Source organism: Streptomyces sp. NA02950, assembly GCF_013364155.1.
Classification (GTDB): Bacteria; Actinomycetota; Actinomycetes; order Streptomycetales; family Streptomycetaceae; genus Streptomyces.
The window spans coordinates 634,448-655,333 of the sequence record NZ_CP054916.1; the positions used below are offsets into that span (position 1 = coordinate 634,448).

Here is a 20,886-nt window from a genome sequence, read left to right on the forward strand (position 1 = left end):
GGACTTGAGGGAGGTCGAGGACGTTGGTTGCGGGCGCCGTGCCGGACACGGGCGGCAGCACCGTCCTGATCCTCTGGGTGGGAGAACCGGTCATGGTCACTCCTGTCGGTCGTGGTTCACGATCGGCCCGGGGTCGCCCCCGTCGGGCCTGATCGCCGTGGTCTCAGCCTCTCCCGGTCGGCGCACGGGTCGCCTCCGTGCAGACCACGGAAACCGACACGGATAATGATCCGGTGCCCAGTCCTGTGATCTCGGCTCGGGAAGCCGAAGTACTCGCGCTGCTCGGGGAGTTCCTCAGCAACGCGGAGATCGCCGCGCGGTTGTTCATCTCGGTGCGCACGGTCGAGTCGCATGTCTCCTCGCTCCTGCGCAAGCTTCAGATGCCGGATCGGCGGGCGCTGTCCCGGCACGCGGCGGAGGCAGCCCGGGCCGGTCAGTCGCGCCCGGCCCCCGCCCTCCCGGCGCCACTGACGGCGTTCATCGGCCGGGGGCGGGAGCGCGAACAGCTGGCCGGGGAGGTGTTGGCGCACCGGTTGGTGACCGTGGTCGGTCCGGGTGGGGTGGGCAAGACCCGCCTCGCGCTGGCGGTGGCCGCCGACGTGGCGGAGGGCTTCGCCGACGGAGTGTGGTTCGTGAACCTGGTCCCGATCACCGAGCCGAGCCGGGTGGGGGCGACGGTCGCGGCGGCCGTGGGTGTGGGCGAGCGACCCGGGCGCGGCATCGACGACGCGGTGCCGGCCGCGCTGGCGGACCGCCGGGCGCTGCTGGTGCTGGACAACTGCGAGCAGGTGCGTGACGGGGTGGCGCCGTTCCTGGAACGGCTGTTGGCGGCCTGTCCGCGGTTGCGCGTGCTCGTGACGAGCCGTGCCCGCCTGATGGTGCCGTTCGAGCGGGTCTTCCCGGTCCCGCCGCTGTCGCGGACCGGCGGCGAGGAGTCGGAGGCGGTGGCCCTCTTCATGGACCGGGCGGCGGCGGTCGGTCAGCCGCCGGGTCCGGCGGTGGGCACGGGGGTCGTGGCCATCTGCGAACGGCTCGGAGGCATGGCGCTGGCGATCGAGCTGGCCGCGGCGCGGTGGTCCACGCTCGGACTGGACGGCCTCGCGGCCGGCCTCGGTGATCAGCTGAGGATCCTCACCGGCGGGCCCCGCGCCGACGAACGGCACCGGTCGGTGCGGGCGGTGCTGGACTGGAGCCATGACCTGCTGGAGCCGCGGGACCAGGCTTTGTTGCGCCGGGTGTCGGTGTTCGTCGCTCCGTTCACCGCTGAGGCGGCCGCCGGGGTGGCAGGGTTCGCCCCGCTGGATCCGACCACGGTGGTCGATGGGCTCGGCAGGCTCGCCGAGCAGAGCCTGCTGGCCGTGACACCGTCCGCGGCCGGTACCCGGTACCAGGCGCTGGAGACCATCCGGCAGTACGGAACGGAGCGTCTGAGCGACGCGGATGAGCTGATCGATGTCCGGTCCCGCCACCTGGACTGGTGCGTGTCCGGCGCCACCGCCCTCGAGGGGACTTCGGGCGCGGACTGGCGCGCCCGGTTCGACGCCGTGGCGGACGACCTCCGGGCCGCCCTCACCTGGGCCGCCGACCAGCCGGAGCGCCGCGCGGACGCGCACGGACTCGCGGTGTCCCTCGCCGAACTGGCCTTCTCCCGCAATCTGCTCGGCGAGTCCCAGCAGCGGTACGAGCAGGCGGCCGGGCTCGCCGCCGCCGCCGGTGGCGCGGCGCTGCGGCAGGCCGCCTCGGTGGCCGGGTGCCGCAGGCTCGGTGACGACATGTTCCGGCTGCACCGTGCCGCCGGGGAGGCAGCTCGCCGGGCCGGGGACGACATCCGTGCCGGCCGCGACCTGGCGGAAGCCGCCACCGCCGCGTACCGCTTCTCGACCTCGTTCACGCGGATTCCCACTGTGGACGAGGTGAAGGCCATGCTCGTGGAGGCGCGGGAGCTGGCCGGTGACTCCCCGGACGCCGAGGCGGCGGTGGCGCTGGCCCAGGCGGCGGTGGTCGCGGACGCGTTCGGGGCGCTTCAGGGAGACGCGGAGAACACCGCGCACGAGACGGCCGAGCTCGCCCGGCAGGCCGTCGCACTCGCCCGGCGAACGGGAGACCCGGTGGCGATGTCCGCCGCCATCGACGCGCTCTCCGGCGCCCAGAGCTGGACTGGTGACGCGTTCGCCGTCGCGGCCGCCGCCCGGCGACGGATCGACATCCTGGCTTCCGTACCGCCCACTCCCGCCAGTACGCATGAGCTGATGGACGCCCTCGCGATGGCCGCCGGAACCGCCCTCGGCGTGGGCGAACTGCCGGAAGCCCGACGGTGGGGAGGGCAGCTCGCCGACCACCCGTTGATGGCCGAGGCGGGCCACCACGCCACGTCCTGGATCCTGGTGGCGGACGCGTTCGCGGGCCGTGCCGAGGAGGTACTCACCCGCAGTGTGCGGTTCCTCGAGGCGTGGGGGCAGAGTGGCCGCCCGCGCTCGCTCTCCCTCGGCGCCGCCGCCGCGTCGGTGGCCATGGTCCAAGGGCTGCGCGGCGACCAGGACGCCCGGGCGGCCTGGCTCGCGATCGTCGACGAGGCGGACACGGCGGCGGAGCACCGCCATGGCTACGGTGCGGTGTTCGACGCCATCCTCCTGCTCCACCGCGGGGAGGTGAACGCGGCGCTGGAGCGGGTCGCGCCGGAGCCGGAGCAGGTGTGGAAGTGGGTGTGCTGGGTCTGGCTGCACTGGTACGTGGCGCTTCGGGCGGAGGCGGCGGTGCTCGCGGGGCACCCGGACGCCCGGGGCCGGATCGACGCCGCCCGGACCGTGGTTCCCGGCAACCCGGTCGCCACCGCCCTGGTGGACCGTGCTGAGGCGCTGCTCGACGGCGACCTGCCGCGGCTGCTCGCCGCCGCGGCGGCGTTCGACGCGGCCGACTGCCCCTACCAGTCGGCACGCACACTGCTGCTCGCCGGGGGCGAGCACGCCACCGCGGGAACGGCCGCGCTCGCCGGCCTCGGCCTGGCCCCGGGGCCGTCCGGTAGCCGCCGACAGCCGTCTGTCCCATGAGGTGCCGGTACGGCGAACGGCGCGGCCGGAGCGGGAGCGGTCGGGGCGGGCAGCGGGGGCCGACCTCGCCCCAACTGCCCGCGCTTCACCAGGCGTTGCGTCGTCAGCTCACCGCCTGCTTCACCAGTGTGGCGATCCGCGCCTCCACCTCGGCCGTCACCTCGGTCAGGGCGAAGGCGGTCGCCCACATCGAGCCCTCGTCCAGCTTTGCCGGGTCGTTGAACCCGAGGGTCGCGTAGCGCGCCTTGAACTTCGCCGCGCTCTGGAAGAAGCAGACGACCTTGCCGTCCAGTGCGTAGGCGGGCATCCCGTACCAGAGCTTCGGGGCAAGGACCGGGGCATTGGCCTTGACGATGGCATGGACGCGCTCGGCCATGCTCCGGTCGGAGCCCTCCATCTCGGCGATCTTCGCGAGCACGTCCCGTTCCGCCTCCGCCGCCTTGACCGCCGGCGAGCTGCGGCGCGCCGCCTTCTTCTGCTCCTGGGCGTGCTCCTTCATCGCGGCCCGCTCCTCCGGCGTGAACCCCTCGTATGTGCTGCTTTCGGTGCTGGTCATGGCTTCTCCTGTGGTGGGTGGGTCGCGATCGGCCCTGTCATGGCGGGCCCGATCGCCGTGGTCACACCATCCCCCGGGCGGGGTACGGGCCGCCTCCGTGCTGACCACGGAAACCACCACCGAGCACAGTGTGACGGCCGAGCAATCGGCGAAACGCACGACCAGGCCCTCGTTCACGGAGACGGGCCGCCGTGCCCAGATCGTCGCCGCGGCGATCGACATCATCGCCGAGGCCGGGTACCAACCGGGCCTCGTTCGGAAGATCGCGGAGCACGCCGGGCTGAGCAGCACGGGGATGATCTCCTACCACTTTCACGGGCGGGACGACCTGATGCGCGAGGTCGTCGCCGAGGTGATGCGGCTCGCGGAGGGCTACGTCCGCCCCCCGTATCGAGGCCCACGAGAGCTACGCGGCCCGCCTGCGTGCCTCCATCGAGGGCGACCTCGACCCGTTCGCCGAGTACCCGAACCACCTCGCGGCGGTCGTCGAGATCCTCGCCAACCTCGCGGCGACGACCCCGGCATGGTCGCGTTCCTCGGCATGACATGACGGAGGAGAGGCTCGCCGTCCAGGTGAAGCAGATCCGCAAGGGGCAGCGTGCGGGCGGGTTCTGCGACTTCGACCCGTGGGTGATGAGTCGGGCGATCCGCGCCGCCATCGACGACATGGTGCGTCGGCGCCACCCACGATCCCGACCTGGATGTGCGGGCCGCCGGCCGGGAGCTGGCGGACCTGTCCGACAGCGCCACCAGGAGGACATCATGACCGCGGCGGACACGGGACACACACCATGGCAACGCGCGAAGCACCACAGACCGACACGGACGGGGCCCGCGCGGTAGCCGCGCGACGCCGCACGGCGGCACTGCGCCGTCGGCTCGCCGCGCAGTTGCTCTTCGAGCTCGTCCTGCCACTCGGCTCCTGCTACGGATTGCGCGCGGGCGGCCTCGGCCAGTGGCTCTCGATGGTCGTCGGCGTGTGCTGCTCCCCCCGTGGTTCGTTTACGGCATCGTGCGGCAGCGCCGCGTGGAGGCCATGGCGGTGTTCACACTGAGCCTGGTGGTGGTCGGAACGCCGCTGTCGCCAATCTCCGGCAGCCCGCGGATGCTGATGATCCGGGACAGCAAACCGATGTTCCGTCACCATCTGCGGCTGGTCACGGCGGTGTGGGGCGCCCGGTCTTCCTCGCCGCGCCTTGGTGGTGCGTGAGGCGGTGCGGCTCAGTTCAGAGCGCGATCTCCGCCGGAAGGTCCGCCGCGCTGTACGTCGTGCTCGGAACGGCTGGTGTGGTGAGGCCGGCCAGGAGCTGGAGGGTGGTGGCGGCCTCGGGTCCCGGCGGTGCGCTGTAGATCATCATGGTCATGTCGGGGTCGTCGGGGGCCCGCATGGCGACGTAGTCAAGTGCGAGTTCGCCGATCCGCGGGTGGTTGAACCGCTTGCGCCCGCAGGTCTTGCCTCGGACGGTGTGGTCGGCCCACAGTCGGCGGAAGTCGTCGCTGGCCAAGGAGAGTTCACCGACGAGGGTGGCCAGCTGCGGGTCGTCGGAGTGGCGGCCGGCGTCCAGGCGGAGGTTGGAGACGGTATCGCGGGCCTTGCTCTCCCAGTCGGGGTAGAGGTCCTTGGCGGCGTCGTCGAGGAAGACCAGGCGGGCCATGTTCCGCTCGGCCGCGGGCAGGGCGGGGAAGTCGGCGATCAAGGTCCGGGCCAGGTCGTTCCAGGCCAGGATGTCCAGGCGGCGTCCGATGATGTAGGCGGGGACGGAGCCGAGGGCCTGGAGCGCCTGGCGCATCTCGGGGCCGACCTGTTGCGGGCGGCTGGGGCGCTTGCGGGCACTGGTGGGTTTGGCGAGGTTGCGCAGGTGTGCGCGTTCATCGGCGTCAAGGCGGAGCGCACCGGCAACGGCGTCCAGGACCTCGGGGGACACGTTGCGGGCCCGGCCCTGTTCCAGGCGGGTGTAGTAGTCCACGCTCACCCCGGCCAGCAGCGCCAGCTCCTCGCGGCGCAGGCCCGGTACGCGCCGCTGTCCGCCGAAGGTGCCCGCCCCGACGTCTTCGGGGCGGAGGCGGGCGCGTCGGGTCTTGAGGAACTCGCTGAGCTGCTGGGCACGATCCATGCTCCCAGTGTCGGTCAGGGCCGTGGGGTTCTGCCTGGTCCTGACAGAACCAGGCGGGGCTGACCCGGGTTGAACGGAGCTCTGGGTCGGCCTGGACCGGATGCGCAGCATGGACATCGTCCGCCGACGAACAACGGCACCAACCCACCTCACCGGACCAGGAGTCGCCCCATGTCGAACACGCTCACGATCGTTGCCGGCTTCACCGCCAAGCCGGGCCAGGAGCAGCGTCTGCGCGACGAGCTGAACGCGATGATCGCGCCATCCCTGGCGGAGGAGGGGTGCATCTGCTACCAGCCGTTCACCGATCCCAACAACGCCGATCGCATGATCATCATCGAGGAGTGGGCCAGCAGCGCGGCCCTGGACCACCACTTCTCGCTGCCGCACTTCAAGCATGTCGCCCAGGTCCTGGACGAGATCCTCGCCGAGCCGTTCACCCTGCGCCGCCTGACCGACATCCCCGCCTGAGCCCCCCGGCCCGGCTCCAGTGGACCTCCCCGCTGGATCACTCAACTCGCTCGGCGACGGCTACTCCCCCACACGGGGACGTGTGCAGGGTTCAGCGAACGGAGAGCAGCGCCTCAGCCGCCACACCTCAGCCGCCTCGGCGAGCGGGAGGACACGGTCGACGGAGACGGTGAGCTTCCCTTGGCCGCCCAGTTCGGTCACCTCGGGATCGGCGATCGACACCACCCGTGCGGGCTCCACGGCCAGCCGCGCGGAGAGAGCCGTTGTTGCCGGACCGGAGGCCGAAGCGGTGGCGGGCTCTTCGTAGGGATGGTCCGGCCGGGTAGCTGACGGGCAAGATCGTCGGATGCCTTATCTCGGACTGGTGACCGTGGTCGTACGTGACTACGACGAGGCCATCGCTTTCTACGTGGACGTTCTGGGGTTCAGCCTTCTCGAGGACACCCGTGTCGATGACTGGAAACGCTGGGTTGTCGTCGCTCCGCGCGGGGCTACGGAATCGGCGGTGCTCCTGGCCCGGGCCGCGACCGGTGAGCAGGAAGCGCGTATCGGCGATCAGACGGGCGGGCGTGTCGGCTGGTTCTTGAACACCGAGGCGTTCGAACGCGACTACGAGCGAATGCGGGCCGCTGGGGTCGTGTTCGAGGAGGCACCGCGGCAGGAGTCGTATGGCACGGTGGCCGTCTTCAGGGATCTGTACGGGAACCGTTGGGACTTGATCCAACTGGCCCGTCACCGTGACGTCAGAGAGGCTGCCTCGGAGTGAAGGCGGCCGGGCCGACCGTGGCCTGGCGGGAGCTTGACGAGGCGCTGGCTGCCCACCCTGCCCGCTTCCTCGGTTTTGGCTCCGTCCGGCTGGGCCGCCCGTCCGCCGAGACCGCGGCCGCGGTCGCCCACGACGTGATCGCCCGCGGATTGCACGGCATCGGCGAGCTCACCCCGCCCCCCGACCAGGCGGCCCTGGTGGAGCCGGTCCTCCAGGCCGCGTGCGACTACGCCGGGCTCCCGGTGGTCGTCCACGGATACGCGCCCACGACCGCGGCCGATGTGCGTACCCTGGCCGGACTGGCGGCCCGCTACCCGTGTACACCGGTCTCGTAAGGTGACGTCAGGCACCGAGGAGGAGTCCGGACCGTCAGAGCCGCCCGCCAGGAGCACCCGGCGCACCGGACCGGACCGCCGAGCAACGGGGAGGCCGCGCATGCCACGCACTGGCGACACCACATTCCGGGCCGTCACGGCCCTCCAGCGGCGGGTGGTCAACCCCATCTCCCGCCGGATGCCGTTCCAGACCCTTCTGGAGACGACCGGACGCGTCTCCGGACTGCCCCGGCGGACACCCCTGGGTGGGCGGCACGAGGGGCGGACGTTCTGGCTGGTCTCCGAGTTCGGCGAGAAGTCGCAGTACGTGCGCAACATCCAGGCCGACCCCCGGGTCCGGGTGCGGATCAAAGGCCGCTGGTACACCGGGACCGCGCACCCGCTGCCGCAGGACGACGCCCGCGCGCGGCTCCGCGCCTTGCCGCAGTTGAACAGCGCGGTGGTACACGCTGTCGGCAACGCCCTGCTGACCGTACGGGTGGATCTCGACACCTGATACGGGGCCCCGCCTTCATGGCGCGTGACCGGTCCCCGCGGAGCCCCGGAAAAAGCGGCTGCGGCGGTCACGGGCCGTCGGTTACGGTGAGCCCATGCCGACGCCCCGAGTTTCCTAGCTGAGGACCCGCTTCCAGGCCAGAAGTGTGTCCTTTTGCTTTTTCGGAGCGTTGTCCATGATTGCCGTTCATGGCGTCGAGCTGCGCGCGGGTGCCCGCCTGCTGCTGTCCGACATCTCCTTCACCGTCTCGCCCGGCGACCGCATCGGTCTGGTCGGCCGCAATGGCGCGGGCAAGACCACCTTGATGACCGCCCTCGCCGGGCGGACCGGGCCCACCGCCGGGACGATCACCCGCACCGGCCCGGTCGGGCTTCTCGCCCAGGACTCCCGGGCGGCCGACTCCACGGTCACCGTGACCGACCGGATCCTGTCCGCCCGCGGTCTGGAGCGGGCGCTGCGGCGGCTGCGCACGGCGGAGGCGGCCATGGCCGGGGCCGCGGAGCCCGCCGCGCTGGAGCGGGCCATGAACGACTACGCACGTGCCGAGGCCGCCTTCCAGGCCGGTGGCGGGTACGCCGCGGAGGCCGAGGCCGCCCGGGTCGCGGCCGGTCTGGGCTTGCCCGACCGGGTGATGGGCGAGCCGTTGGGCACGCTGTCCGGCGGACAGCGGCGCCGGGTCGAGCTGGCGCGGATCCTGCTCTCCGGCCAGGACGGCGGGACACTGCTGCTGGACGAGCCGACCAACCACCTCGACGCCGACTCCGTCGGCTGGCTGCGCGCCTTCCTCCGCGGCCACCACGGCGGTCTCGTTGTGATCAGCCACGACACCTCGCTGCTCGCCGACGTCGTCAACCGGGTGTTCCATCTGGACGCCACCCGGGCGACGATCGACATCCACAACACCGGGTGGGACGCCTACCTCACCCAGCGGGAGGCGGACGAACGGCGGCGTGCCCGGGAGCGGGTCGGTGCCGAGCCCAAGGCCGCGGCCCTGCACGCGCAGGCGGACAAAATGAAGGCCCGGTCGGCCACCGCGACGATGGCCAAGAGCATGATGCGGCGCGCCGATCGCATGCTCGCCGAACTGGAACCGGCCCGGCGGACGGAGCGGGTCGCCAAGCTCCGGCTGCCCGAGCCGGAGCCGTGCGGACGGATGCCGCTGGGCGCGGTCGGTCTGACCAAGTCCTACGGCGGACACCAGGTCCTGTCCGGGGTCGATCTGGCCGTGGACCGAGGCAGCCGGCTGGTTGTCCTCGGCCTCAACGGCGCCGGCAAGACCACACTGTTGCGCATCCTGGCGGGCGAGCAGCGGCCGGACGCGGGCCGTGTGGTGCACGGACACGGGCTGCGGCTGGGCTACTTCGCGCAGGAACACGACACCCTGAGCGGGGACCGGTCCGTCCGGCAGAACCTGGCGGACGCCGCCCCCCATCTGACCGACGGTGAAGTGCGGCATGTGCTGGGCGCGTTCCTGTTCTCCGGGGACGACGCCGACAAGCCCGCCGAGGTGCTCTCCGGCGGCGAGAAGGCCCGGCTGGCGCTGGCCGCTCTGGTGCACTCCGGGGCCAACGTTCTGCTGCTGGACGAGCCGACCAACAACCTCGATCCCGCGTCCCGGGCCGAAGTCCTGGCCGCGGTCGGTTCCTACCCCGGCGCCATCGTGATGGTCACCCACGACGCGGGCGCCATCGACGCCCTGCGGCCCGACCGCGTCCTGCTCCTGCCGGACGCGGACGAGGACCTGTGGAACGAGGACTACCGCGGCCTCGTCGCCCTCGCCTGATCCCCGGGGCACGCTCAGAACGGCCCCGCGAGCACTCGCACCAACAAGATCGTCACCCCTGCCACCGCGAAGACCGCCCCTATCCCGGCGACGAGCCCGTACATGACGGTGCCCTCGGACGAAAGCGTCCAGCGAGAGGGGTCCGCCGGGTCGTAGACCACCGTGACCCGGGTGCCGGGGGCAGGGGTCCTGCCGAGGGGGCGGGCAAGGGTGCCCTCCGTCTCCATCGGGTGGTTGTCCGCCGTGGTCCAGGAGATGACCGGGTAGTACACGGTGGTCCCTGAGCTCTTCAGCGTGATCGTGGCCTCCGAACCGGCGGGGCGCATCTCGGTGGCCCTCAATCGGGTCACCACCCCCTGCGTCCTCGCGCCCCGCTGGAGCAGACGCCGAACCTTCCGGAAGCCGCGGTACGCGATCACACCGAGGGTGCCACCGATCAGCATGAAGACCGTGGACAGGAACCAAGGGACAACAGAAGGGGACATGAGGGGAGTTCCGGATCAGTAGCGGGCGGGGCAAGGACAACGCGGGACGCGTCGGACCACCACCGCCGCGGCGGCGCGTCGGTACGGAGCCTACTGTCGACGACCCCACCACACGGAGCGCGAGTCCTGGTCCCGGCTGGGTTCGCGATCCGGCTGGCTGCGAGGACTGCGATCAGACGGGGCTACGCGGTCCGCTTCTGTGTGTCGGTGTTCGACGGCCGAAGTGCTGAGCAGCACGTGAGGTGATGTTGCCGGAACGGCGTTCCTGGTCCGCGGGACGCAGCCGGACACGGGCATCCAGGCCGCCGCCCGGTGCGGCGTTGAGGCTGATCTCTCCGCCGGAGGCGTGGACCAGGTGGCGGACGATCGGCAGGCCGAGTCCGGTGCCGTCGTGGTGGGAATCGGAGGCGCGCCAGAAGCGGTCGAAGGCGCGTTCCCGGTCGGCCTGCGGCATGCCGGGGCCCTGGTCGATGACGTGGACTTCGGCACCTGGCGCACGGGCGAGGGTGATGGCCGTGCCGGGCGGGGAGACACGCAGCGCGTTGGCGAGCAGGTTGTCGGTGATCTGCTCCAACGCCCCGGGAATCGCCCACACCCGGCCGACCGCCGGCCCCGTGACAACCACGGTGACGTGCTGTTCGGAGGCGAGCGGTTCCCATATGGCGGCCCGGTCGGCGAGGACGGCATCCAGGTCCACCGGCTCGGGGGTGGTGGCGGCGCTCTCCAGGCGGGCGAGGGCGAGTAGTCCGTGCACCATGCGGCTGAGCCGTTCGACTTCCTCGATGGTCTCCTCGAGGCTGGTGTGGGCGCGCGGGTCGAGGTAGGGCTCGAGGTTCTCCAGCCGTAGCCGCAGCGAGGCCAGCGGGGTTTTGAGCTGGTGGGAAGCCTCGGCGGCGAATCCATGCTGGGCTTCGAGCAGGTGTTGCAGCCGTGTGGCGGTGTGGGTGAACGAGGTGGCCAGTCTGCGCAGTTCGGGTGGTCCGGTGGCGGAGTCGGGCGGGTTGTCCAGGTGTCCGTCGGCGAGCTGGGTGGTAGCCCGCTCCAGGGTGCGCAGGGGGCGCGTGATCCAGCGGGCCATGGTGAACGCCACAACGGCCACGGCGGCAAGTACGCATGCTCCGGCGAGGGCGAGAGCGAGCCAGATGCGGTGCTCCCGGTCGGTGACCATCGTCATCGGGTACGTCACCTGTAGCGCGCCACGGATGGTGGTCCCGGAGGAGCCCGGCATGGTCGCCACCAGGACATCACCGGCTTGGGGGTCCGTGTGGGTGGCGGTGGTGGCCTCGTTACGCAAGGCGGCGGCGATGTCCGTCTGCCCGGACACATCGGCCCCGACGGCGGCGGCACCCACGGAGTCGGTCAGAACGCGGCCGGTGCGGTCGACGACCACCACGCGGGCGCCGTTGTCTTCGGCGTACTCCTGCGCCAGTTCGGGCAGGGCCTCCAGGTTGCCCTTCTCGATGTTCTCCTCTGCGACTTCGGCCAGCATCGACGCGTCACGCTCGACGCCCTGGGAGAAGCGGGATTCCTCCCCACGGGCGTAGAAGTAGCCGAGCGGAATCTCCAGACCCACGAGCACCAGCAGCGCCAGCGCCAGGTAGCTCAGCAGCAGGCGACGCGTCACGACACGGCCTTTGGCGGCGAGCCGTTCCCGGGCCGCCCGGCAGGGACGGTGAGACGGAAGCCGACACCACGCGCCGTAGTGATCCAGGCCGGATCGCCCAGTTTGCGGCGCAGGGCGGCGACGTGCGCATCCAGCGTCTTGGTGGGCCCGAAGAAGTGCGGGTCCCATACCGTGTCCATGATCTGCTGCCGGGAGTGCACCGCGCCGGGGTCCTGGGCGAGATAGGCGAGCAAGTCGAATTCCCGCGGAGACAGGGCCACTTCACAGCCCTCGATGCGGACCTCCCGGGTGCGCCGGTCGATCTCCAGCCGGCCCAGCCGCTGCGGACCAGCTCCAGGCACGGACGCCGAAGGCGTCTCCGCGGATGCCGGGGCATCCGCCGGCGCCAGATGACCGGCGGTGCGGCGCGTCACTGCCCGGATCCGGGCGACCAGCTCCCGCACGCCGAACGGCTTGGCGACATAGTCATCCGCCCCAATCTCCAGTCCGACGACCCGGTCGGCCTCCTCCCCCCGGGCAGTAATCATGATGATGGGGATGGCGGACCGGGCGCGCAGGCGACGGCAGACGTCCAAGCCGTCCATGTCGGGCAGTCCGAGATCGAGCAGAACCAGATCGGGGTCCTCAACGGTCCTCGCAAGTCCGGCGGCACCGGTGCGCGCCCGGTCGACGGTGAACCCGTACCGCTCAAGCCCTTCGGTGACAGGACCGGCGATCCGGTCATCGTCTTCGATCAATAGCAGCCGCATGGCGAAAGGCTCGCACGGCTGCACAACAGCAGTCTCAGCATTCATCACAACCTGCCGGGGCTCATCGCGTCCATCGTCACGCTCAGCACCGGCGCAGGGCGGCGAATCGGACTGCGCCGAGGCACACGCGCCACGGCCCGACGCCTGCCGCTCACGCAGCGGGCGTTTGCACACCGGTCGGGAACGTGCCCGTCAACCGCCGTTCTCCGCCTCCTCGGTGCCTTCCTCCTCGGTGTCGGTGACGGTGTAGCTCTTGTCGAGGTAGACCTCCACCGTCGTACCGTCCGACTTTTTGACCTCCACCGCGTACATGCCCGGCTTCTCGGTGTCCTCCTCGGACTTCACGACAGTCCCCGGGTACTTGGCCAGTGCCGCCGCCTCCGCTTTCTTCTTCACCTCGCCGGTCAGCGGCGGTTCCTTCTCCTCACCTGCCTCCTCCTCGACGCCTCGCTCCGCCTCGGCATTCCCACCACTGCCGGCACCCTGCGCAGACTGCTGAGTGCCTTCGTCCTTCCCGGAGTCGGAGTCGGACCCACCGCCGCAGGCCACCAGAGCGAACATCAGGAGAGCGGCGGGAGCAGCGGTGAGGGCACGGCGGGGCAATACACGCATCAGACGTCTCCAGAACGGTCGGGTACGGGGTCCGATAGCCGGACTCCCGGGGGATGCGCACGACCCTAGGAACACGTCATCCAGGGCAAGGCCGGCAAACGACAGGAACGGACCAGCAGACGACCAATCTTTCGCCACGCCCGCAGAGCGTGATCGTGGCCTCCGAGCCGGCGCGACGCGTCTCGGTACCCTCGATCGGGTCACCACCCCCTGCGTCCTCGCCCCACACGGAGCACGAGTCCTGGTGCCGGCTGGGAACGCGATCCGGGCCGCTCCGGCCGGGCCTAACCGTCCCAGCCCAGGTACACCGATTTCGACCAGGTGTAGAAGTCGACCGCGGTCGCCCCCTGTTCACGGTAGGTGTTGGTGGAGGAGTCCTTCACGCCGCCGAAGGGGACGTTGAGGTCGAGCCCGGTGGTCGGCCGGTTGACCTTGATGACACCGGCCCGGGCGTGGTGGGCGAAGTGCTGGGCCGCGGCGAGGTCGCGGGTGCAGATCCCGGCGGCGAGGCCGTAGCGGGAGTCGTTCACGAGGTCGATCGCCTCGTCGAGGTCGGCGGCCGGCAGGACGGCCAGGACGGGCCCGAAGATCTCGTCGCGGGCCACCGTGTCGCCCCGCCCCACGTTCGTCAGGATCGCCGGATCCAGCATCAGGCCCTGGGCGCTTTCGCCTCCGGCGGCTACCGTCGCCCCTTCGGCACGGGCCGTCCGGATCGCGTCCAGATCGCTCGCGAGCTGTTGCTCGCTGACCACCGGCCCCATGAGCGTGCCCTCGGCCAGGCCGTTGCCGGGCCGGTAGCGCCGGGCCTCCCCAATGAGGGCGTCGACGAGGGCGTCGTGCACGGCGGGGGTGCAGATGACGCGGGAGGAGGCGGTGCAGGCCTGACCGGTCAGGGCGAAGCCTCCCGCGGACGCGATGCGCGCGGCCTTCGCCACGTCCGCGTCGTCGAGGACGACCAGGGCGTTCTTGCCGCCCATCTCCACCTGGACGCGTCCGCGCCGCTCGTGAAGGGCGCGCTCGATGCGCAGGCCGACGGAGGTGGAGCCGGTGAACGACACCGCCGCGACCCGCGGGTCAGCGGTCAGCGACTCGCCGACGACGGAACCGCGGCCGTGGACGACGTTGAGAACGCCCGGCGGCAGTCCCGCCGCCAGCAGGGCTTCGCTCAGGTGGTGGGCCGACACCGGAGTGATCTCCGCGGGTTTGAGCACCACCGCGTTCCCGCTGATCAGGGCCGGGGCCGTCTTCCACGCGGGTATCGCGACGGGGAAGTTCCACGGGGTGATCACTCCCACCACGCCGAGTGGTTCGCGGCGGGTGTGGACGAGGGTGTCGGGCTGCGAGCTGGGCAGGGTCCGACCGTCGGAGTGCCAGCCGGCGGAGCCGAAGTACCGGAGGACGTCGATGGCGCGGCGTACCTCGCCGCGGGCCTCGGCGAGGGTCTTGCCCTCCTCCCGGACCAGGTCGCGGGCGACGGTCTCGTGGCGGCCGCGGAGGATCTCCGCCGCGTCCATGAGCACGGCGCCGCGTGCGGGCGCCGGCAGCGCCGCCCACGCGGGCTGGGCGTCGGCGGCGGCGCTGACCGCGGCGTCGGCCTCGTCCCCGCCGGAGGAGGGGGCGACGGCGACCAGGTCGGTGGGGTCGGCGGGATTGCGGCGTTCGGAGCCCTCGCCGGGCAGCCGTCGGCCCGCGATCAGGTTGCCGATCCTGAGGGTTTGGGTGCTCGTGCTGGTGGTCATGGTGTTCCCTCGGAAACGCTCGTCACGGATGGGGGCGGGTGGCGTTGGTGGCCCGTGTGTCCGGCCATGCATCGATGTCCCGAAGCGCGGCCGTGACCGTGGCCGACGGGGCACCGGACGCCTCCAGGGAGCAGCGCGCCACCGCGCGGAGGCGGTCGTCGTCGAGGCCCAGGACGTCGCGGGCGGCGGTGTACTCGCCGAGCAGTCCGGTTCCGCACAGCAGGGGGTCGTCGGCCCCGATCGTGCAGCGCACTCCCGCCGCCAGGAGTTGGGGCAGGGGGTGGTCGGCGAGCGTTGCCACCAGGCCCAGTGAGACGTTGGACGTGGGGCACACATCGAGGACGGTGCCCTCGGCGGTGAGTCTGGCCATCAGACCGGGTGACTCGATGGCCCGTATCCCGTGGCCGATCCGGTCGGCGCCGAGTGCGTCCAGGGCTCCCAGGATGCTTGCCTCGCCCATGAGTTCACCGGCGTGCGGGGCGCTGATCAGGCCCGCGTCCCGGGCGGTGGCGAAGGCCCGGGAAAAGGGCTCGGGGGCGTACCTCTCCTCGTCGGCGGCGAGCCCGAACGCGACCACCCCCGCTCCGGCCCTGGTCGCCGCCAGTCGCGCGAGCTCCTCGGCGGTCCGCGGGGGGAGGTTGCGCAGGACGGTCACCATCAGGCCGCAGCCGATGCCGAGCCGGTCCGCGCTGGTGCGCGCCTCGTCCAGCAGGACGTCGAGGACGTGTCCCGGCGGCCCCAGGCGGCCGCGGTAGGCCAGCGGGTTGACGGCGGGTTCGAGCCACACCGCGCCGTCGGCGGCCGCGTCCTCGACGACCTCGCGGACGACCCGGCGCAGATCGGACTCGGTGCGGACGAGGGCCACCGCGTCGGCGTAGCGGGCGCCGAACTCGGCGAAGGTGCGGTAGTCACGGACGCCCGGGGCCGGCACACCGGCGGCGGCCGCCAGGTCGGCGAGTGTGCCGGGCCGCATCGAGCCCTCCAGGTGGAGATGCAGATGGGCCTTGGGGAGGAGCGCGAGGTCGCGTGGGGCCGCCGTCACAGCTCGCGCACCAGCCCTCCGTCGCAGCGCAGCGCGGTGCCGGTGATGTACGAGGCGGGCGCCGAGCAGAGGAACGCGGCCGCCGCGCCGAATTCCTCGGGGGTACCGTAGCGCCCCGCGGGGATGGTGGCGCGGGACGCGGCCTCGACGTCGGCCACGGCCCGCTGTTCCCGGTCCGCCCTGGCCCGGTCGAGTGCGGCGACCCGCTCCGTCGCGATGCGCCCCGGCAGCAGCAGGTTGACGGTGACACCATCGGCCGCCACCTCGCCCGCGAGGGTTTTGAGGTAGGCGGCGGTCGCCGCCCGCCCGGTGTTGGACAGGGCCATGCCCGGCAGGGGCGCGGCGACACCGCTGGAGCCGATGGCCACGATCCTGCCCCACCCGCGTGCGCGCATGGCGGGCAGTGTCAGCGCCGTCAGCCGCTGCTGGGCCAGCAGGAGGGTTTCCAGGGCGCCGGTGAGATCGCTGTCCGTGGTGGCCGCGGCCTGCCCGGGTTGGGGGCCCGGCCCGTTGAGGACCAGGATGTCGGGGTCGCCGAACGCGCGGCGCGCGGCCTCGACCATGACGCGGGGGCCGTCGGCCGCGCTCAGGTCCGCTTCGACACCGACCGCCGCGGGCAGGGTCGCCGCGATCTCCCTGGCCAGGTCGCCCCGCCGTGCGGCGACCACCACCCGCGCGCCTTCGGCCGCGAGGGCTTCGGCGACAGCGCGGCCGAGTCCGGAGGTGGAGGCGGCGACCAGGGCGGTCCTCGCGCTGATTCCGAGGTCCATCAGCGCGCCCCCGCCAGGATCGCGCCGGGTGTCGCGGACAGATGCCGGGCCAGTTGAGGAACGAGCTGTTCCGGCAGGGTCCGGGACGGCGGCCGCACCCCGGCTTCCAGGAACAGCCCGCGGCGCCGGATCGCCTCCTTGCGCACGGCGAGGCCGATGCCTGCCTGCGCCTCGAAGTTGACGAGCGGGAGGTAGGGTAGATACGCCTCGCGGGCCGCCGTGTAGCCTCCTTCGTGCCACGCCCGGGTGCACGCGATCAGCCCCTCGGGGCAGGAGAATCCGGTCATGGCGCCCGCGGCACCGCAGGCCAGCTCGTCGAGGAGACCCAGGCCGCCGAGGCCGCCGAAGACCGGGACATCGAGTTCGGCGGTCAGCGCCGCGACCGCGGAAGGAGTGGGCGGGGCCTCGGCCTTGAGCGCCACGGCCGAGGGGACGGCCTTCACCGCTTCGGCCAGGTCGGCCGTGCGGATGGTGACCCCGCTGGTCGCGGGATAGTCCTGGACGACGACGGGCGCGCCCGTGGCCTCGTGCACCGCGTTCAGATGACCGGCCACGGTGATCGGATCCGGTGAGTTGACCTGCACCATGAGTCCGGCGAGGCGGTCACCGAGCGTCTCGGTGACCAGGCGCGCCTCTTCGATCACCGGGGCGGTGGCCAGCGCCGTGGCACCGGCGACGAGCGGCAGGCCGACGCTCTCGGCGACCACCTCGAGAACGGTGCGGCGCTCCCCCGCCGACAGCCGGGACGCCTCGCCGAAGACGCCGAGGACGGTCAGTCCGGTGGCTCCGATGGCCTCGTAGTGCCGTACCAGGCGGGTCAGGCCGGTCTCGTCGACGGTGTGGGCGGAGCCGACGAAGGGCGTGGCCACGACCCCCCAGACTCCGGGGGCCAGATGGTGTGACATGGCATTCCTTGGGTCGTCGGTGGATGGGTTCGGGCCGGCGGGCAGCTCAGCGCCCCGGCCAGACGGGGCCGCGCTTCTCGCGGAAGGCCCGCACGCCTTCGACGGCGTCCTCGCTGTCCAGGGCGGCCATGAGGGCGGGGGTGCGTAGTGCGTGCGCCTCACGCGGCGCGAGACCCGCTCCCGCGAGGACCATCTGCTTGATCGCCTTCAGCGATGTCGGGGCGCAGGCCAGTACGTCGGCGACCCAGCGGTCGACGGTCGCGTCCAGTTCGCCCTCCGCGGCCACTTCGTTGACCAGGCCCATCCGGTGCATCTCGGCGGCGGTGGCGCGCCGTCCGGTGAGCAGCAGCCCCATCGCCTGCGTATGCGGAAGGCGCCGTACGAGCTGGCCGACGCCGCCGTCGAGCGGGATGCGCCCGACGCGGGGTTCGGTGAGGCCGAAGGAGGCGTGCCCGGCGGCGATCACCAGGTCGCAGCCGAGGACCAGTTCCATACCGCCGCCGAGCGCGTACCCGTTGACGCGGGCGATGACCGGGACGTCGAGCGTCGTGCGCAGGGTGAGACCGCCGAAGCCGTTGGGGTCGAGTGCGGCCCAGTAGTCCAGACCGGACGTGTGCACGGCGTTCTCGGACATGTCGGCGCCCGTGCAGAACGACCGCTCACCGGCTCCGGTCAGCACGACGACCCGGACGTCCGGGTCGGCCTCGATACCGGCCCAGATCCGGTTCAGCCGTGCGTGGGCCGCCGAGTCGACCGCGTTCAGGACGTGCGGCCGGTCGATGGTGACGCGGGCGATGTGTCCGTCGCGTTCGTAGCGGACCCCCTCCGCGCTCATGCCAGTACCCCCTTGTCCCGGAGCACCGCGATGTCGTCGGCGCTGTAGCCGAGTTCCGCGAGCACCTCGGTGGTGTGCTCGCCCAATCGGGGCGGGGAGAGCCGGACGGTGGGGGGTCCGGCGGAGAGCCGGATGGGGGCGTTGAGGGCGCGGACGCGGCCGACGGCGGGGTGTTCCATCTCCACGATCATGTTGTTCACCGCGGTCTGTTCATCGTCCAGCGCCTGCCGGAGGCTGTGGACGGGGGCGCACAGGATGCCGTGTTCCTCCAGGCGGTCGATCCAGTGCGCGGTGGTGTTCGTCGCCAGCCGTTCGGCGAAGATCCGCTGGAGCTCCGGCCGGGCCTCGAACTGCTGCCCGAGCGTGGCGAGGTCGGCTCGCTCGGAGAGGTCCTCGTCCAGGCCGAGGGCGAGGCTCAGGGCGTGCAGTGGGTCGCGGGTGAAGCCGCCGACGAGGCAGACCGCTCCGTCGGTGGTGGGGAACACGCCCGTCAGGGGCATCGCCGCCCAGTTGACCTCGGTGCCGCGCATCAGTTGCTGGCAGGCCTCCTGCATCTGGAGGTGCAGCATGGAGTCGTACATCGTGACGTCGACCCGCTGCCCCTCCCCGGTGCGTTCGCGTTGCAGCAGCGCCAGCAGGATGCCCTGGAGGAGGTGCTGGCCGGTGATGTAGTCGCAGATCGTGGTCGGGTAGAGGGCGAAGGGGTCCTCCTCGGAGGTCCGGCGCCACATGACTCCGCTGTACGCCTGGGCGACGGCGTCCTGTCCGCCCTTGCGGGCGTACGGGCCCCGGGGTCCGAAGCCGGTGCCCGAGGCCCAGATGACACGGGGGTTGAGCGCTCGGACGGCTTCGTATCCCAGCCCGAGACGCTCCATGACCCCGGCGCGGAAGTTGCTGACCACGATGTCGGCGTCGCGTACCAGTTGCCCGACCACCGCGTGGCCCTCGGGGCTGCGCAGGTCGATGGCGACGCTGCGCTTGTTGCGGTTGATGGAGAGGAAGATCGGGTTGTCCGGGCCCGCGGGGTCGGGTATCGAGGTCCGGGTCATGTCGCCGGTGCCGGGCCGCTCGATCTTGATGACGTCGGCGCCGTAGTCGCCGAGCGACTGTGTGCACGAAGGGCCCATGAAGACCTGCGTGAAGTCCACCACGGTGATGCCGCTGAGTTGCTGTTGACCGGTCATGCCGTGGCCTCCACGGGGTCGTCGGTGGTCGCGTTCGGGGCCGGTACGTCGCCCGGGTCGGCGCCCTGGTCGCGCATGCGCCGCTGGATGTCCGCGGGGTCGACGTCCCGGACGGCGATCTCCCGCTCGGCGGCCGTCGCGGCGGCGATGCCCGCGGCCTGCCCCATCGCCATGCACGGGGGGATCTCCCGCGACATCCGCTGGGCCTCGGGGGTGGCCGAGTAGTGGCGGCCCGCGACGACCAGCTGGTCCACCCCGCGGGGCAGCAGGGAACGGTAGGGGTAGTAGTAGTCCCGGCCCCGTGCCACCGAGTCCGGGAAGTGACGGCGGCCGGTCACGTCCTCCTTGGTCATGACGTACTCGCCTTGGAGCAGCCGGGTCTGACGGACGCCCATCTGCTCGGCGACGTCGAGCAGATACGCTCCCCCGAAGCCGGGCAGGTCCTGCCGGATGGTGTCGAGGACGGCGGCGATGCGGGCCCGCGCCTCGAACTCGGCTTCGGTGAGGGACACCGGGTCGGCGCCGTCAAAGCCGGTCATATGGGGGCAGTTGCACCACACCACACCGGGGATGGGTGTTTTCAGCCACCACAGCTCCCAGGCTCCCCCGAGCATCCGCTTGATCTTCCGGTTGATGGCCCGGACGTCGCGTGGGTTCTCCTGCTCGAATCGGGCCGCCGCGTCGGTGTCGACGCCGCCGAGGCGGAAGACGAGGGTGGTGAGGTAGCTGCCCTGGGTGTGGGCCGCGCCGGCGCGCGAGGCGACGTCGATGTCGCCGGTGGTGTCGACGACGACGCTGCCCATGACCGCCTGCGGACCGGCCTTGGTCTCGCAGACCACTCCCCTGACGGCACCGTCCTGGACCACCGGGCGGGAGAACCAGCTGTGCAGACGCAGGTGGACACCGTTCTCGCGGACCAGGTCGTTGGAGACGCGCTTCCACCCGTCGGGGTCGAAGGCGACGGCATAGCAGATCGGTTTCGGGGTGAGGTGGGAATGGAAGTCGAAGGCGCCCCACCGTCCCCACTTGGCCCATGTCTCCGGGGAGGAGAAACGTTCCTCTACCGGCGGGTACACAGCGAGTCCCATCGTGGCCATCCGCTCGACGTACTCGTCGACGATCCCGGTGACCGTGACCTCGTCCCCGTTGACCATGTCGTCCAGGACCAGCACCATGCCGCCCGAGGCCAGGCCGCCCAGGGCCGAGTACCGCTCGAGGAGCGTCACATCGGCTCCGCTGCGGGCGGCGGAGACGGCGGCGCTGACTCCGGCCGGACCGCCGCCCACCACGACCACGTCGGACCGCTGGACCACGGGCGCTTCCACGGCGTCGAGGGCGATGGTCTCCGTGTGGGAGGACACAGATGACTCCTT

21 protein-coding genes are annotated in these 20,886 nt (G+C 71.9%); 8 read left to right on the forward strand and 13 right to left on the reverse strand.

Annotated elements, in window-relative coordinates:
* Positions 1-233 precede the first annotated feature (233 nt).
* Positions 234-3,047, forward strand: coding sequence for a LuxR C-terminal-related transcriptional regulator (locus HUT19_RS02535; protein WP_176178851.1), 2,814 nt, complete (start codon positions 234-236; stop codon positions 3,045-3,047).
* 103 nt (positions 3,048-3,150) lie between these two features.
* On the opposite strand, the gene HUT19_RS02540 is transcribed toward HUT19_RS02535, so the two are convergent.
* Positions 3,151-3,603 carry an iron chaperone gene (locus HUT19_RS02540; RefSeq protein WP_176178852.1) on the reverse strand — a complete coding sequence of 151 codons (453 nt, stop codon included), beginning with the start codon at positions 3,601-3,603 and terminating at the stop codon, positions 3,151-3,153.
* Positions 3,604-3,700: 97 nt separating this feature from the next.
* Here HUT19_RS02540 and HUT19_RS42690 point away from each other — a divergent pair, with 97 nt between their 5' ends.
* Positions 3,701-4,153, forward strand: a complete 453-nt coding sequence (locus HUT19_RS42690; protein WP_254885390.1) for a TetR family transcriptional regulator — start codon at positions 3,701-3,703, stop codon at positions 4,151-4,153.
* Between the two features lie 429 nt (positions 4,154-4,582).
* Positions 4,583-4,813, forward strand: a complete 231-nt coding sequence (locus HUT19_RS42695; protein WP_254885391.1) for a hypothetical protein — start codon at positions 4,583-4,585, stop codon at positions 4,811-4,813.
* Positions 4,814-4,829: 16 nt separating this feature from the next.
* Here the strand turns inward: HUT19_RS42695 and HUT19_RS02555 are convergent, their stop codons facing one another.
* On the reverse strand, positions 4,830-5,717 hold the full coding sequence (locus HUT19_RS02555) for a helix-turn-helix domain-containing protein (RefSeq protein ID WP_176178853.1): 888 nt from the start codon (positions 5,715-5,717) through the stop codon (positions 4,830-4,832).
* Between the two features lie 171 nt (positions 5,718-5,888).
* Between HUT19_RS02555 and HUT19_RS02560 the strand changes: the two genes are divergently transcribed.
* The 5 genes from HUT19_RS02560 (at position 5,889) to HUT19_RS02580 (ending at position 9,568) form a co-directional block, all read left to right on the forward strand.
* Complete coding sequence (locus HUT19_RS02560; RefSeq protein ID WP_176178854.1) at positions 5,889-6,188, forward strand: putative quinol monooxygenase; 300 nt, start codon at positions 5,889-5,891, stop codon at positions 6,186-6,188.
* 346 nt (positions 6,189-6,534) lie between these two features.
* A complete protein-coding gene (locus HUT19_RS02565; protein WP_176178855.1) occupies positions 6,535-6,954 on the forward strand; it encodes a VOC family protein in 420 nt (139 codons plus the stop codon).
* Positions 6,951-7,289, forward strand: coding sequence for an amidohydrolase family protein (locus tag HUT19_RS02570; protein ID WP_254885392.1), 339 nt, complete (start codon positions 6,951-6,953; stop codon positions 7,287-7,289). The genes HUT19_RS02565 and HUT19_RS02570 overlap by 4 nt, the downstream gene beginning before the upstream one ends.
* 100 nt (positions 7,290-7,389) lie before the next feature.
* Positions 7,390-7,785, forward strand: coding sequence for a nitroreductase/quinone reductase family protein (locus HUT19_RS02575; RefSeq protein WP_176178856.1), 396 nt, complete (start codon positions 7,390-7,392; stop codon positions 7,783-7,785).
* 175 nt (positions 7,786-7,960) lie between these two features.
* Positions 7,961-9,568, forward strand: coding sequence for an ABC-F family ATP-binding cassette domain-containing protein (locus tag HUT19_RS02580; protein ID WP_176178857.1), 1,608 nt, complete (start codon positions 7,961-7,963; stop codon positions 9,566-9,568).
* 14 nt (positions 9,569-9,582) lie between these two features.
* Here the strand turns inward: HUT19_RS02580 and HUT19_RS02585 are convergent, their stop codons facing one another.
* The 11 genes from HUT19_RS02585 to HUT19_RS02635 all read right to left on the reverse strand — a co-directional run bounded on the left by HUT19_RS02585 (position 9,583) and on the right by HUT19_RS02635 (position 20,874).
* Positions 9,583-10,053: a DUF3592 domain-containing protein gene (locus HUT19_RS02585; RefSeq protein WP_176178858.1), complete on the reverse strand. Its 471-nt coding sequence runs from the start codon at positions 10,051-10,053 to the stop codon at positions 9,583-9,585.
* Between the two features lie 172 nt (positions 10,054-10,225).
* Positions 10,226-11,677 (reverse strand): HAMP domain-containing sensor histidine kinase, encoded by a 1,452-nt coding sequence (locus tag HUT19_RS02590; protein WP_176178859.1) that lies wholly within the window; start codon positions 11,675-11,677, stop codon positions 10,226-10,228.
* The gene (locus HUT19_RS02595) at positions 11,674-12,426 is read right to left on the reverse strand and encodes a response regulator transcription factor (protein ID WP_176178860.1); all 753 of its coding nucleotides are present in this window, start codon (positions 12,424-12,426) and stop codon (positions 11,674-11,676) included. Before HUT19_RS02595 ends, HUT19_RS02590 begins: the two co-directional genes overlap by 4 nt.
* Positions 12,427-12,618: 192 nt before the next feature.
* Positions 12,619-13,038 (reverse strand): PepSY domain-containing protein, encoded by a 420-nt coding sequence (locus HUT19_RS02600; RefSeq protein WP_176178861.1) that lies wholly within the window; start codon positions 13,036-13,038, stop codon positions 12,619-12,621.
* Between the two features lie 284 nt (positions 13,039-13,322).
* Positions 13,323-14,777 carry an aldehyde dehydrogenase family protein gene (locus tag HUT19_RS02605; protein WP_176178862.1) on the reverse strand — a complete coding sequence of 485 codons (1,455 nt, stop codon included), beginning with the start codon at positions 14,775-14,777 and terminating at the stop codon, positions 13,323-13,325.
* A gap of 22 nt (positions 14,778-14,799) precedes the next feature.
* Positions 14,800-15,819 carry an adenosine deaminase gene (add, locus tag HUT19_RS02610; RefSeq protein WP_254885393.1) on the reverse strand — a complete coding sequence of 340 codons (1,020 nt, stop codon included), beginning with the start codon at positions 15,817-15,819 and terminating at the stop codon, positions 14,800-14,802.
* Positions 15,816-16,589 (reverse strand): SDR family oxidoreductase, encoded by a 774-nt coding sequence (locus HUT19_RS02615; RefSeq protein WP_176178863.1) that lies wholly within the window; start codon positions 16,587-16,589, stop codon positions 15,816-15,818. Before HUT19_RS02615 ends, add begins: the two co-directional genes overlap by 4 nt.
* Positions 16,589-17,494 (reverse strand): dihydrodipicolinate synthase family protein, encoded by a 906-nt coding sequence (locus HUT19_RS02620; RefSeq protein ID WP_176178864.1) that lies wholly within the window; start codon positions 17,492-17,494, stop codon positions 16,589-16,591. Before HUT19_RS02620 ends, HUT19_RS02615 begins: the two co-directional genes overlap by 1 nt.
* A gap of 46 nt (positions 17,495-17,540) precedes the next feature.
* The gene (locus HUT19_RS02625) at positions 17,541-18,329 is read right to left on the reverse strand and encodes an enoyl-CoA hydratase-related protein (RefSeq protein ID WP_176178865.1); all 789 of its coding nucleotides are present in this window, start codon (positions 18,327-18,329) and stop codon (positions 17,541-17,543) included.
* Positions 18,326-19,513 carry a CaiB/BaiF CoA-transferase family protein gene (locus tag HUT19_RS02630; protein ID WP_176178866.1) on the reverse strand — a complete coding sequence of 396 codons (1,188 nt, stop codon included), beginning with the start codon at positions 19,511-19,513 and terminating at the stop codon, positions 18,326-18,328. Before HUT19_RS02630 ends, HUT19_RS02625 begins: the two co-directional genes overlap by 4 nt.
* Positions 19,510-20,874: an FAD-dependent oxidoreductase gene (locus HUT19_RS02635; RefSeq protein WP_217712236.1), complete on the reverse strand. Its 1,365-nt coding sequence runs from the start codon at positions 20,872-20,874 to the stop codon at positions 19,510-19,512. Before HUT19_RS02635 ends, HUT19_RS02630 begins: the two co-directional genes overlap by 4 nt.
* Positions 20,875-20,886 lie beyond the last annotated feature (12 nt).

What these genes read in the sequence shown, in the direction of transcription:
- HUT19_RS02615 (WP_176178863.1), bottom strand. Translation starts at nt 16,589, where the DNA reads ATGGACCTCGGAATCAGCGCGAGGACCGCCCTGGTCGCCGCCTCCACC.
- HUT19_RS02625 (WP_176178865.1), bottom strand. Translation starts at nt 18,329, where the DNA reads ATGAGCGCGGAGGGGGTCCGCTACGAACGCGACGGACACATCGCCCGC.
- HUT19_RS02630 (WP_176178866.1), bottom strand. Translation starts at nt 19,513, where the DNA reads ATGACCGGTCAACAGCAACTCAGCGGCATCACCGTGGTGGACTTCACG.
- HUT19_RS02600 (WP_176178861.1), bottom strand. Translation starts at nt 13,038, where the DNA reads ATGCGTGTATTGCCCCGCCGTGCCCTCACCGCTGCTCCCGCCGCTCTC.
- HUT19_RS02580 (WP_176178857.1), top strand. Translation starts at nt 7,961, where the DNA reads ATGATTGCCGTTCATGGCGTCGAGCTGCGCGCGGGTGCCCGCCTGCTG.
- HUT19_RS02575 (WP_176178856.1), top strand. Translation starts at nt 7,390, where the DNA reads ATGCCACGCACTGGCGACACCACATTCCGGGCCGTCACGGCCCTCCAG.
- HUT19_RS02620 (WP_176178864.1), bottom strand. Translation starts at nt 17,494, where the DNA reads ATGTCACACCATCTGGCCCCCGGAGTCTGGGGGGTCGTGGCCACGCCC.
- HUT19_RS02565 (WP_176178855.1), top strand. Translation starts at nt 6,535, where the DNA reads ATGCCTTATCTCGGACTGGTGACCGTGGTCGTACGTGACTACGACGAG.
- HUT19_RS02605 (WP_176178862.1), bottom strand. Translation starts at nt 14,777, where the DNA reads ATGACCACCAGCACGAGCACCCAAACCCTCAGGATCGGCAACCTGATC.
- HUT19_RS02540 (WP_176178852.1), bottom strand. Translation starts at nt 3,603, where the DNA reads ATGACCAGCACCGAAAGCAGCACATACGAGGGGTTCACGCCGGAGGAG.
- HUT19_RS02560 (WP_176178854.1), top strand. Translation starts at nt 5,889, where the DNA reads ATGTCGAACACGCTCACGATCGTTGCCGGCTTCACCGCCAAGCCGGGC.
- HUT19_RS02595 (WP_176178860.1), bottom strand. Translation starts at nt 12,426, where the DNA reads ATGCGGCTGCTATTGATCGAAGACGATGACCGGATCGCCGGTCCTGTC.
- HUT19_RS02555 (WP_176178853.1), bottom strand. Translation starts at nt 5,717, where the DNA reads ATGGATCGTGCCCAGCAGCTCAGCGAGTTCCTCAAGACCCGACGCGCC.
- HUT19_RS02585 (WP_176178858.1), bottom strand. Translation starts at nt 10,053, where the DNA reads ATGTCCCCTTCTGTTGTCCCTTGGTTCCTGTCCACGGTCTTCATGCTG.